The following is a 12,739-nucleotide window of genomic DNA, read 5'->3' on the forward strand; positions in this document are numbered from 1 at the left end:
TCGGTCTGGGTCGGGTCCTGGTCGGCAGGTCACCCCCTGTCACCGCCTGCCCCATGATCAACGAAAATTCCTTCCGGGCGGTAAATGGATCGGAGTGCTGATGCGTGAACCCCGTGTGGAACGAGAACGGACGGACTTCGCGGACTTCTATCAGCGCTTCCGGGACAACTGCCTGCGTGCCGTACTGGCTGGTACGGGCGATCGCGCGCTGGCCGAGGATCTGGTCGCTGAGGCGTTCGCGCGGGCCTGGGCCTCCTGGCCACAGCTGAGCCGGCACCCGGCACCGGCGGCGTGGGTGGTGCGCACCGCCCTCAACGTCCGGGTGTCCTGGTGGCGGCGCCGCCGCCGGGAGGTGGCCCTCGACGGCCACGAGGGGACCTCCGTCGTCGAGGACGACCTCGGCCCGGACGACGCCCTGCTGGCCGCCGTACGCCGGCTGCCCCAGCGGCAGCGTGAGGTGGTCGTGCTACGCATCTGGCTCGACCTGGACACCAGGTCCGTGGCCACGGTGTTGGGCATCTCGCCCCAGACCGTGGCGGTCCATCTGTCCCGTGCCACCGCAACCCTGCGGGCGCAGCTCGCGCCCGCGGTCCATGAGGAGATTCGATCATGAATGACGATGAGGTGTGGAACGCGGTGAAGCAGACCCTTTCCGACGTACGGATGGATCGCCCGGTCGAGGCGATCGAGCAACGCGGCCGAGCCCGGCGGCGCAGGCGCCGTGTCGTCGGCTTGGCCGCCGGCGGTGGCGTCGCGGCCGTGGCCGCGCTCGCGCTGGTCCTGCCAATGGCCACCGGATCCGGCACCGCCCCGGCTCCCACCGGCCAGGACGATCAGGCCGGGGTCGCCGCCCCGGCATCGGCAGGCGACACCAGGCTCGTGTCCCTGGCAGCCAACCTGACCACGCACAACGCCCCGCTGCCGGGTGACGCGTCGCTGATCGTCGAGAAGGTCGACGTCCGTCAGGGCACCATGCCCTCTCGCACCCGGTACCACCTGTACACCGACAGCGGCGAGTACTACTACACGGAGGACAGGAACGAACTCCCACGGGTGATCGCTCGGGGCGAGAACCTCGGCAACGGCTTCCACACCCGTGGGTTGGCGGCGGCGCGGTACGCGGCAACCGGTGACCTCGCCACGGCCCGGGAACAAATGATCAACTCCGTGTACGACGAGGGGAAGCCTCCCGCCGACGCCGAGCAGGACCGGATCGAGTTCCTCCGGCGGAAGGGGGTCGCGAGCCCGCCGCCGCTCACCGACGAGGAGCGGGAGGAGATGGCCGACAACCGTGTCTGGATCAACAGCGTGGACGTGCTCTCCGCCGGCGGAGGCGACCCGAAGGTACGGGCGGGTGTGCTTCGCCTGATCTCCACGATCCCCGACGTCACCGTCGTGGACTCGACGACCGGCGGGCAGCCCACCCTGACCATCACCGCGAAGGTGTGGGGGGACGACACCGAACAGGTGCTGACCATCAACGCCCGGAGCGGGGTACCGATCAGTTCCCAGGTGAACTCCCCGGAGACCGGCACCTCCTTCGGGGCGACCTCCAAGGTCTTCCGGGTGAAGGTGGCCGACATCAGCGCCGGCAGGTTCTGACTCTCAAACCAGCGCCGTGCGCGCCGTCCGCACCCCTGGGCGGCGCGCACGGACCGCGCCTACAGGTCACTGGACCGAAGATCAGGGCTTGCGGCCCATTCCGGCGCCGATGATCTTTCCGGCGAAGGTCATCGGGTCCGGTACGACATCGGTCGGGTCCGGACGCCAGAGCGGGTTGTAGACGACGCCCGGCTCCACCAGCTCCGTACCGGTGAGAAAGCCACGGACTTCGTCGAAGCTGCGGAATCGTCCGCTGCCCAGGTCACCGATCATCACCCGCTCGATCTCGGCGGTCTCCTCGCCGCCGTCGATGAAGTGGGTGATGAACAGGTAGCTGCCGGACGCGAGGGCGTCCCGATAGCGGGCGACGAGTTGGCCCGGGTGCTGCGAGTCGTCGAGGTGATGGAGTACGGCCACCATGAGCAACCCGACCGGCCGATCGAGATCGATCAGACTACGCACCTCGGGATGGTTGAGCACCACCTCGGGTTCGCAGAAGTCGGCGGTGATCACCGTGGTGTTCTGGTTCCTGGTCAGCAACGCACGGCCGTGCGCCAGCACCATCGGGTCATTGTCAACGTAGACGACCCGGGCCTGCGGATTCACGCTCTGCGCGACCTCGTGGGTGTTCTGCACGGTCGGCAGTCCGGCGCCGAGGTCGATGAACTGGTCGATCCCCTGACTCGCCATGAAACGGACGCCCCGGCCCAGCACGGCCCGGTTGTAGAGCGGCACGTTGGCGCCGCCGGGAGTGAGCTCCATCAGCCGGTCGCGGATGGCCCGGTCGACTGCGAAGTTGTCCTTGCCGCCCAGCAGCGCGTCGTAGACCCGGGCCACGCTCGGGACCGTCATATCCACACCGGCCGGGACCACGGCTTCCGCGTTCTCGGCATCCTCGGTGCTTTCGGCGATTCGCTCCATTGCGGACTCCAGAGTCAGCTCGGTGGTGCCGGGAGGGCAGCATACCGTGGTCGTCCACTGTCTTCCGTCAGTCGGCGGAGCCCACGGTCACCGTCGTGGTCTTCTCCTCCGGGCTGATGCGGAACGGTGTCCCGGCGACCGCGTAGTCACCGTGGAAGCCCCGTACCGTCACCGAGCCGTCGGCGTCGGTGCGCATCTCGGTCGGCGGCAGCCACCACTCCCCCTTGATCAGGGCCGACAGGGCGTCGTACGACGGCTTGCGGGTGCCGTCGGCCCGGATGAGGCCGACGGGTGCGCCCAGCCAGGCACCCCGGTCCGTCAGGCCCCAGTAGTTGATCGACTGCACCGCCGGGTGGGCGACAAGCGACCGGTAGTGCCGGACGATCTCGTCCGCCTGGCGCTCCTCGCCCTCGGGGGTCGTCGGCCAGTGCGGGATCTGGTAGTCGTTGAGGTCCTCGATGTGGCCCGGCATGAGGTGGCCGGAGACCAGGGTGCTCTCGGTCAGGTGCAGCGGCAGGCCGTAGCGGGCGAACCGGTCGAGCATCGCGCCCATGTACTCCTCGCCGCGGTAGCCCTGGTGCATGTGGGTCTGCAGGCCGATCGCGTCGATCCGGACACCGGCCTCCAGGACCCCCTCGATCAGGCACTCGTACGCCGAACTGAGGTCGAAGTCGTTGAGTACCAGCGTCGCGGCGGGGTTGGCCGCCCGCGCCTCCTCGAATGCCAGCCGTACCATCGCGATCCGCCCGCGGTCGCGGGCCAGCGGGGTGATGGCATTCTCGCCGTTGGCGAAGACCGGCATGATCACGGCCTCGTTTATCGCGTCCCAGGTGTCGATCAGGCCGGCGAAGCCGCCGACGACCTGCCGGACCCGCTCCCGCAGCAGTCGTTCCACCTCGTCCAACCCGAGGCCGAGCAGCCAGGACGGCTGGACGGTGTGCCACACCAGCGGATGCCCCTTGACCACGACCCCGCGCTCGGCGAGCCACCGGGCCGTTGCGGTGAGGCGGGCGACGTCGGTCGCACCGCGGGTCGGCTCGTACCGGCCCCAGTAGAACGGCAGGGTGGCCGTGTTGAACAGGCCCAGCCACAGCTCGGCGAACCGGTCGAGGTCGAGGTCCGCCGCGCCGTCCCCGGTCGGTTCCGGCCCGCCGACCAGGCCGACGAAGTTGAACCCGATGTTGCCGAACGCGAACGCGTGCCGCCGCTGCTCGACCGTGACGACCCGATCGGCCAGCGGCCGACCGTCCGTCCCGAGCACGGTGAGCGTGACCTCGCCGATGCGGTGCTGCATGGTCTCCCCTTCGGTCAGAGCTTCGCGAGCAGGTCGGCGGTCAGTTCGCGGACCACCGCCACCAGCAGGTCGATGTCGGCCTCGGTGGTGCGCCAGTTGACGATCGCCGGGCGCAGCGCCACCTTGCCGTCGTAGACGGTGGTGCCGGCGAACACCCGGCCGTCGGCGAGCAGCGCGGCGCCGAGCCGCCGGTTCAGCTCGTCGATCCGGTCCGGCGGCACTCCGTCCGGGCGGGCCCGGAAGCAGACGATGTTCAGCGGCACCTCCGCCAGCCGCTCCAGCTCCGGCGCCGCGTCCACCAACCCGGCCAGCCGCTGCGCCAGGTCCAGGTGCCGCTCCACCATCGCCCGGTGACCGTCCCGCCCGTACGCGGCAAGCGTCGCCCAGATCGGCATCGCCCGGGACCGCCGCGACGACTCCGGACCGTGCAACGCGTAGTCCACGCCCCCGGGATCATCCCCCGCGAGCGGGCTCGACGACCCCGGCAGGTACGGCACCCCCGGCATCCCGAACGCCACCGGCAACCGGGACGGCTCGCGCAGGAAGGCGAACCCGCTCTCGTACGGCACGTTGAGCCACTTGTGCGCGTCGCAGGCGATCGAGTCGGCCCGCTCGACCCCCCGCACCAGCCCGGCGGAACGCGGCGACAGCGCCGCGAACAGGCCGAACGCGCCGTCCACGTGCAGCCAGGCACCATAGCGTTCGGCTAGGTCGGCGAGGTCTGCGATCGGGTCGAAGTCGCCAGCGTTGACCTCCCCCGCGTTGGCGATCAGCACGGCCGGGGCGGCGATCTCGGCGAGCCGCCGTTCCAGCGCCGGCAGGTCCACCCGGCCGACCCGGTCCCGGGCGAACACCTGCACGGTGTCCCGGCCGTGCCCCAGCATCTGCAACGCCTTGCGGGCGCTGGCGTGCAGGTAGCCGCCGGAGAGCACCGGCATCCTCGGCAGCGCGACCAGCCCGTCGGCGGCCACGTCCACGTCGTGCTGCTCACCCCACCAGTGGGTGGCGCAGGCCAGCGAGGTGAAGTTGGCGAAGGTGGCGCTGGCGACGAGGGCGCCGCCGAACCCGGCCGGCAGGCCGAACAGCTCCCGCAGCCAGCGCAGTGCGGTCCGTTCCAACTCGGTGGCGAGCAGCGACGAGGCCCGGAAGCCGGCGTTCTGGTCCAGCAGCGAGGCGGTCCAGTCGGCGGCCAGCGCGGCCGGGGTCACCCCGCCGATGACGAAGTGGAAGAAGCGTGGACCGGCGGAATGCGTCGCTGTGGTCGTACCCAATCGGAGCAGGCGGTCGACGACGGCGGCCGAGCCGTCGCCGCGTGCGGGCAGGACGCCGGCGAGTTCGGCCAGCAGCGGCGCGGTGGCCGGGTCGTGCACGGGCCGGTCGGCCAGCGAGTCGAGGTAGTCGACGGCGGTGTCGTAGACCCGGCCGAGCACCTCGGCGGTGGCCGGGTCGAGCAGTGGATCACTCATGGGTTCCACCCTCGCACCCCGGTCCCGCCCGGCGACACGCCAATTTCCATCAGGTGGCAGGTCAATTCGGGGCGGGACCGCCCATCTTCCCGATGATCCGCGGCAGCAGGACGACGTTCCACGCGGCGTGACCGGTGGTGAGGGCGGGTTTACGCTGGTTGCCGCCGGCCCAGATTCAGATGACCGGGCCGCGACTGCACACTGAACAGGATCTCCGCCACGCCCCGAGGATAGTGACAGCGGTCAACCTCTACGACCGGGTGGCGAGCGCCCGCCGGGCGACGACGATCACCGCTACGGCCGCCATCGCGGTGATCGCCACGGCACCGGGGAACTTGCTGAACCGGGCCAGGTTCGTCCCGTCCGGCAGGGTCAGGAAGGCGATCGTGCTCACCGGCGCGAGCAGCCACCGGGCCGGCAACATGGTCACCGCCAACACCGCCAGCGGCCAGTACGCGTACCAGGGGTGGAACACCGGCGCGAACGCGACCGTCGCGGCCAACGCCAGGCCGGCACCGAGCAACGGCGTACGGCGGCGCACCGCCCGCCACCAGAGCGCCACCAGCAGCACCGCGAGGGCAACCACCGCGACCGCCCGGACCGCCGGCACCGCGTCCCAGTCGGCGCCGAACGGCCGGGCCAGGTAGCCGACCGTGAGCCCGACGGCGGTCGGCGGTGAGGTCCACTGCTCCGAGTCGCCGCTGCGGGCCAGGCCGTCGACCCATCCCCAGCCCAGGCCGCTGACCGCCGCCACGCCGAGCAGGGCGGCCAGCCCGCCGGCCAGCACCCGGACGCCGGCGCCGGCCAGCGCGGCCGGACGGTATCCGCCGCGGACTGCGAGCAGCACCGCGAACGGGACGACCACCACCGCCGTCACCTTCACCGCGACCGCCAGCCCGAGCAGCCCACCGCCGGCCAGCAGCGGTCCGGTCCGGCCGGGCCAGGTGGCGACGACCGCCAACCCGGCCACCATCAAGCCGACCATCAACGCGTCGTTGTGTGCACCGGCCAGCAGGTGCACCCCGACCAGCGGGCTGGCCAGGGCCAACCACGCGGCCCGCGCGGGCGGCGCCCCGGCCCGGCGGGCCAGGACCGGCAGGCAGGCCGCCGTCAGCACGATCCCGAGCAGCGCCACCAGGCGCAGCATCGCCACCGTGCCGGCCAGCGTCCCGCCGACCGCCGCGGCCACCCCGGCGAGCAGCACGAACAGCGGCCCGTACGGGGCGGGCGAGTCGCGCCAGATCGGCGACACCGAGTCCAGCCAGGGGCAGCCGAGTTCGGCCACCCCGGCCGCGTAGGGATCCTGACCGTCGGCGAAGACCCAACCCTGGCAGGCGTACGAGTAGACGTCCCGGCTGCCCAGCGGCGGCACCGCCAGCAGCGGCACCAACCACAGCCCGGCGGTCAGGTAGGCCCACCTGGTGGAGGTGACGATGGCGTGACCCCACCACCAGGCGCCGGTCAGCAGCGCCGTACCCACCAGCCAGCAGGCCAGGATCACCGGTCCGTGGTCGCCGCGCCAGATGCTCGCCGGGGTCACGTCCGGCTGCCAGGTGGGAAAGACCCCACCGAGATACGCGCCCAGGGCGAGCAGGACCGAACCGGCCAGGCCGGCATAACGCACGCCGCGCAGCCGTACCCGATCGGTCAGCACGTCGGTCCCGGGCGGAAGCCGCTGGAGAGGGTCTGCTCTCCCGGCGCGGTGGCCCGGACCCTGGTCCAGCCGTCCGGGCCGGGCGCCAGGCAGCCGCCGGGTCCGGTCAGCGTCAGCCAGCGTGACCAGCGCACCCGCACCAGTACGTCGGCCGGTCGGTCGAGCCGGAACCGGACCGCCGCCGCGGTGGACTCGACGAGCTGGGCCGGCGCGGCGACCAGCGGCTCCGGGTCGTCGACCGCGTAGAGCCGCCAGGTCTGGTCCCGCCACACCTGGCGCAGGTACGGCAGCCCGGTGGCGATCAGCGCGGCCTCACCGCGGGCGTACCGGTCCGGTGGGCTGTCCGGCGCGACCGCGACCAGGCTGACCGCGTTGTCGCGCAACCAGTCGCGGTAGTCGGCCGGGTCGATCGGGTCGGTGTAGAAGAGCGGGTTGCGGTCCACGTCGACCTGGCGTTCCCAGCCCCGGGCCAACGGCACGACCGGGGCGATGTGGCGGGACTCCCAGTGGTCGCGCAGCGGCACCACCTCGACCCGGCCGACCGGGGCGCGTCGGCGCAGCTCGTCGGCGAGCGGGCGGTAGAAGTCCGCACCGCTGGCCGCCGCGCCGGCCCAGGCGAGGTCCGAGGTCATCACCGGCGGCTGCCACCAGACGACCGCCACCAGCAGCCCGGCCAGCCAGCGCCGCCCCAGCGTCGCGTACCCGGCCAGCACCGGCACCGCGAACAGCATCGGCAACCGCAGCGCGTTGGAGCCGATCGGGCTGGGCAGGTGGTAGGCCAGCAGCAGCAGCACGATCGTCAGCGCGGCCCCGATCCGCAGCGTCCGCCGCCCGGCGGGCAGCACCACGATGACGAGCACGGCCAGCGCGATGTTGATCCGCATCGACTCGGCCGTGAACGGCTGCCGGCCGCCGTTGCCGAACAGCACCGCCATCGGCGCGAGCGCCACCACCGGCGCCAGGCAGAGCACCAACGCCTCCGGCAGCCACCGATCGTCCCGCCACCCGGCGCCGTCTGGCCGGCGACATCCGGCGAGCAGCAGCGCACCGCCGGCCAGGCCCACGAACAGGCCGGCGACCGGGCTCGCCCAGGTGGCAAGCGCGGCAAGCAGCGCGGCAACCGGCAACCGGGCCGCCCGTCCCCCGCCCGTCCCCGCCACGGTCGCCAGCGCGAGCAGGCCGAAGGCAAGTCCTACCGCGAAGGTGATCCGGCCGCTGACCAGGTTGCCGACCAGCACGACCGCGCCGAGCACCGCACCGAGCACCGGCCGCCGGGCGGCGGTCCGGCGCAGCAGGTGGGCGAAGGCGACCGCCGACACGACCGCGGCGACCGCGCCCACGACGGGCGGCCCGAACCACGCCCCGAGGACCTGGCTGACCAGGCTGTAGCCGAACTGGTTCACCCCGCCGTACCAGCCTAGATCGATCGGGGTGAAGCCGTGCCGGTCGAAGAAGCTCGCGCGGGCCTCCTGCGCCGCCAGGTCGGTACCGAGCGGCGGCGCGACCAGGAACGCCGCCGCCAGCGCCGCCGCCAGCGCGAGCGCGACCGGCACCACCCGCCGGCCCGCCGCGTGCGGCGCGTTCGGCGCGTGCGGCGGTTCAGGCACTGAGGACGCGTTCCACGGCGGACCGGCACCGCCGGGCGGTACGCAGGTAGTCGTCCAGGAACTCCCCCGGGTCTTCGCCGCCGAGCAGCCGGACCACCCCGGCCAGCTCGACCCCGTGCCGGGGCAGCTGGTCGCCGGCCTTGCCGCGTACCAGCATCAGCGCGTTGCGGACCTGGGCGGCCAGGGTCCAGCCGGCGGCCATCGCGGCGGTGTCGGCCGGGTCGATCAGGCCGGCGTCGCGGGCGGCGACCAGCGCGTCGAGGGTGCGCGTACCGCGCAGCGCCGGGATGGCGCCCGCGTGCCGCAGCTGGGTCAGCTGGACGGCCCACTCGACGTCGGCGAGCCCGCCCCGACCGAGCTTGGTGTGGGTGGCCGGGTCGGCGCCCCGGGGCAGCCGCTCGTTCTCCACCCGGACCTTGATCCGCCGGATTTCGATGATCTGTTCCCGGGTCAGCCCGCCGTCGGGGTAGCGGATCCGGTCGGCCATCGCCTCGAACTCGGCGCCCAGGTCGGCGTCGCCGCAGACCCAGCGGGCCCGCAGCAGCGCCTGCGACTCCCACACCTTCGACCAGCGGGCGTAGTACTGCTGGTAGGCGGCGAGGCTGCGGACCAGTGGCCCCTGGCGGCCCTCGGGGCGCAGGTCGGCGTCGACGCCGAGCGGCGGGTCGGGGGCGGGCATGCCGAGCAGCCGGCGCAGCTCCTCGGCGATGGCGTGCGCGGCGGCGCTGGCGTCGCCCTCGGCGATTTCGGGCGGGGCGTCGTAGACGAAGAGCACGTCCGCGTCGGAGAGGTAGTTCGACTCGTACCCGCCGAGCCGGCCCATCCCGATGATGGCGAACCGCAGACCGGGCATCGGGGTCTGGGTGGCGCGGGCGACCTGCAGCGCGGCGGCCAGGGTGGCGTCGGTGACGGCGGAGAGCGCCGCGCCGACGGAGACGATCTCCGAGGCGGCGATCGGGCCGCCGAGCTCGATCGCCCCGTCCGGCACGGTGGAGCCCTCGGGGTCGCCGTAGCCGTCGGGTAGCACCGTTCCCTCGAACACCGCCGGCCCGGCGCGGAACGGCTCCGCGATGGCCGGCGGGGCCAGCGAGCCGCCCCGCCGGAGCAGGTCGGCGCAGGCCAGCCGGAACAGTTCGCGGCGGCGCAGGGCGCGGACCGCCCGGATCGCCTGGACCGGATCGGCCGGCCGGGGGCCGCGACCGGTCAGGTGCCGGCCCGCCGCCGCGATCAGGCCGTCGCAGAGCACGTCGGCGGGGCGCGGAGTCAGCTCGCCGTCGTCGGCGAGTAGGCGCAGCGCCTCCGGGTCACGGGCCAGCAGGTCGGCGGCGTATCTGGACAGCGAGAGGACCCGGGCCAGCCGGCGGGCGACCGGTCCCTCGTCGCGCAGCAGCCGCAGGTACCACGGCGTACCGCCGAGCTTGTCCGACACCTGTCGGTAGTTGAGCAGGCCCCGGTCGGGCTCCGGCGCGTCCGCGAAGTCCTGCAGCAGCACCGGCAGCAGGGTGCGCTGGATGGCGGCGGTGCGGGTGACGCCGCCGGTGAGCGCCTCCAGGTGGCGCAGCGCGCCGGCCGGGTCGGCGAAGCCGAGGATCTCCAGCCGCTTGCGGGCCGACTCGTGGGTCAGCCGTAGCGACTCCGCCGACACCCGGGCCACCGACTCCAGCAGCGGCCGGTAGAGGAGTTTGACGTGCAGGCGGCGTACCTCGGTGGCGTGGGCGACCCAGTCGGCGCGGAACGATTCGACGGCGTCGCGGCCCGGCAGCGCCGTGTAGCCGAGTCCGTGGGCGAGCCAGCGCAGCCCGGCCGGGTCGTTGGGGACGGTGTGGGTGCGGCGCAGCGCCTGTAGTTGCAGCCGGTGTTCGATGGCGCGCAGGAACCGGTAGCCGCGTAGCAGCGCCTCGCCGTCGGCGCGGCCGACGTACCCGCCGGCCACCAGCGCCCGCAGCGCGGGGACGGTGCCGGGCACCCGCAGCGTCTCGTCGCCCCGGCCGTGCACGAGTTGCAGCAGCTGGACGGCGAACTCGATGTCGCGCAGCCCGCCCGGCCCGCGCTTGATCTCGCGTTCCACCTCGCGCGGCGGCACGTTTTCGATGATCTTGCGACGCATCGACCGGACGTCCTCGACCGCCTCCGGCCGCTCGGCGGCCTGCCAGACCAGCGGCGCCAGCGCCTCGATCCACTCCCGGGCCAGCTCGGCGTCGCCGGCCGCCGGCCGGGCCTTCAGCAACGCCTGGAACTCCCAGGTACGCGCCCAGCGCTTGTAGTAGGCCAGGTGGCTGCCGAGGGTGCGGACCAGCGGCCCCCGGTTGCCCTCCGGGCGCAGCGCGGCGTCCACCGGCCAGGCGACCAGCCCGCAGATGTGGATCAGCCGGGTGGCGATGGTGGTGCCGGCGGTCAGGTCCTCGTCGCCGGCCGCGACGAAGATGACGTCCACGTCGGAGACGTAGTTCAGCTCGTTGCCGCCGCACTTGCCCATCGCCACCACGGCCAACCGGGGCTCGGCGGTGCCGGCCGGCAACTCCCCCACCGCGATCTCGTAGGCGGCGGCCAGGGTCGCGTCGGCCAGCCCCGACAGGGCCGCCATCGTCTGCTCCAGCCCCTGCCCGCCGGTCAGGTCGGCCGCCGCGATCCGCAACAGCGCCAGCCGGTACGCCCGCCGCAGCGCGGCCACCGGCGGCAGCTTCCGCGCCCCCGCCGGCGTCGGCTTCGAGCCCGCCGGGTCGGGCGGGTTCGACGGCGCCGGGTCGGGCTGGGTCGACGGCGCCGACTCGGGCTGGGTCGACGGCGCCGGGTCGGGACGCCAGCCGGTCGGGTCGAGCCGGCCGTCGGCGGCCGGCGCCAGCCCGTCCTTGCCGGTGGCCAGGGCGCTCCACTGGTCGGGGTTGGCGACCAGGTGGTCGCCGAGCGCCGAGGAGGCGCCGAGCACGGCGACCAGCCGTCGGCGCAGCCCCGGGTCGGCGTGCAGCGCCTTGATCACGGTCGAGGTCCCGGAGCGTCGCTCGGCCTCCACGATCCGGTGCAGCTGGCGCAGCGCCAGGTCCGGGTCGGCGGCCCTCGACAGGGCGGCGAGCAGGTCCGCCGCAGCCCGGTCCACCGGTTCCTGGGCGGTGCCGTCCCAGAGGGCGAGCCCGTCCGGGCCGAGCAGGTCGCCGGCCCGGGCGCCGTACTCGGCCCCGCCCACCCCGAAGCCGTACCGGGCGAGCCGGCCGTTGGCGCTCGTCGGTCTGGTCATCGCCGTCCCTACTGTCCGAGCAGCGGCAGGGTACGCCGGGAGCCGGCGTCGTCGAGTTCGCCGAGCGCGAGCGCGGCGAACCGGGCCGCGAACGGCTGCCACACCTCCTCGACGTCCACCATGATCTCGTCGCAGGCGGCCACCACCGCGTCCGGGTCGTAGCCCAGCTCGGCCAGGATCGTCGAACCGGCCGCCCAGGTGGCGATCATCGCCGTGTCGCACTCGATGTGGAACTGCAGCCCCCAGGCCCGGTCACCGAGCCGGAACGCCTGGTGCGGGTAGCGGGTCGAGGCGGCCAGCAGGACCGCCCCCCTGGGCAGCTCGGTGACCTCGTCGGCGTGCCACTGCAGCACGTCGGGGACCATCGGTACGTACTTGAAGAGTGGGTCCTGGTCGGCAACGTCACGCTTGCCGACCAGCCCCGGCCCGGCCTCGGGTCCGGCCGGGCTGCGCTCGGTCAGCCCGGCGTGCGCGTTGGCCAGCAGTTGCGCACCGAGGCAGACCCCCAGGGTCGGCACCCGGTGCCGGACCGCCTTGCGGAGCAGCCCCTCCAGCGCGGGGAACCACGGCGCCCCCGGGCTGCCGTCGGGGTGCGGGTAGGCGTGCTGTTCACCCCCGAGCACCACCAGCGCCGCGAAGCCCGCCAGGTCCGCGGGGAGCACGTCATCGGCGTACGGCCGCAGCATGCGCAGCTTGAGCCCGGCCTCGGTCAGCCACTCCCCCAGCCGGCGGGCGTCGTCCGTCGGGTCGTTCTCGATCACCAGTGCGGTTCCCACCCGTCGAGGCTATCGGGTACCACCGGGCACCCGCCGACGACGTGGTGTCCCAAGGATTTATTGCCGCGTCCGGCGGAGTCCAGCGTTGAATCGGCAATGAGTCAGATGCCTTGCCCAAGCCGCAATAGATCGATGATTGTGCATTCCCATGGAGGTCGTACCCGACCATCGGGTACGCACGTTCTGG

General features: G+C 73.3%; 9 protein-coding genes. 2 read left to right on the top strand and 7 right to left on the bottom strand.

Going from position 1 to position 12,739, the window contains the following annotated elements:
• Positions 1-100: 100 nt before the first annotated feature.
• Complete coding sequence (locus O7627_RS23845; protein WP_278095706.1) at positions 101-613, top strand: sigma-70 family RNA polymerase sigma factor; 513 nt, start codon at positions 101-103, stop codon at positions 611-613.
• On the top strand, positions 610-1,602 hold the full coding sequence (locus tag O7627_RS23850; RefSeq protein WP_278095707.1) for a hypothetical protein: 993 nt from the start codon (positions 610-612) through the stop codon (positions 1,600-1,602). The genes O7627_RS23845 and O7627_RS23850 overlap by 4 nt, the downstream gene beginning before the upstream one ends.
• Positions 1,603-1,683: 81 nt before the next feature.
• Here the strand turns inward: O7627_RS23850 and O7627_RS23855 are convergent, their stop codons facing one another.
• The 7 genes from O7627_RS23855 to O7627_RS23885 form a co-directional block, all read right to left on the bottom strand.
• Positions 1,684-2,523, bottom strand: coding sequence for an SAM-dependent methyltransferase (locus tag O7627_RS23855; protein ID WP_278095708.1), 840 nt, complete (start codon positions 2,521-2,523; stop codon positions 1,684-1,686).
• A 67-nt stretch (positions 2,524-2,590) separates the two neighbouring features.
• On the bottom strand, positions 2,591-3,817 hold the full coding sequence (locus tag O7627_RS23860) for an endo-1,4-beta-xylanase (protein WP_278095709.1): 1,227 nt from the start codon (positions 3,815-3,817) through the stop codon (positions 2,591-2,593).
• Between the two features lie 14 nt (positions 3,818-3,831).
• Positions 3,832-5,283, bottom strand: coding sequence for a pyridoxal-dependent decarboxylase (locus tag O7627_RS23865; RefSeq protein WP_278095710.1), 1,452 nt, complete (start codon positions 5,281-5,283; stop codon positions 3,832-3,834).
• A 250-nt stretch (positions 5,284-5,533) separates the two neighbouring features.
• Positions 5,534-6,937, bottom strand: a complete 1,404-nt coding sequence (gene mptB / locus O7627_RS23870) for a polyprenol phosphomannose-dependent alpha 1,6 mannosyltransferase MptB (protein ID WP_278095711.1) — start codon at positions 6,935-6,937, stop codon at positions 5,534-5,536.
• Complete coding sequence (locus tag O7627_RS23875) at positions 6,931-8,544, bottom strand: hypothetical protein (protein WP_278095712.1); 1,614 nt, start codon at positions 8,542-8,544, stop codon at positions 6,931-6,933. Before O7627_RS23875 ends, mptB begins: the two co-directional genes overlap by 7 nt.
• Positions 8,537-11,776, bottom strand: a complete 3,240-nt coding sequence (locus O7627_RS23880) for a bifunctional [glutamine synthetase] adenylyltransferase/[glutamine synthetase]-adenylyl-L-tyrosine phosphorylase (RefSeq protein WP_278095713.1) — start codon at positions 11,774-11,776, stop codon at positions 8,537-8,539. Before O7627_RS23880 ends, O7627_RS23875 begins: the two co-directional genes overlap by 8 nt.
• 8 nt (positions 11,777-11,784) lie before the next feature.
• Positions 11,785-12,552 carry a type 1 glutamine amidotransferase gene (locus O7627_RS23885; RefSeq protein WP_347404670.1) on the bottom strand — a complete coding sequence of 256 codons (768 nt, stop codon included), beginning with the start codon at positions 12,550-12,552 and terminating at the stop codon, positions 11,785-11,787.
• Positions 12,553-12,739: the final 187 nt, after the last annotated feature.

Source organism: Solwaraspora sp. WMMD1047 (assembly GCF_029626155.1).
Lineage (GTDB): Bacteria > Actinomycetota > Actinomycetes > Mycobacteriales > Micromonosporaceae > WMMD1047.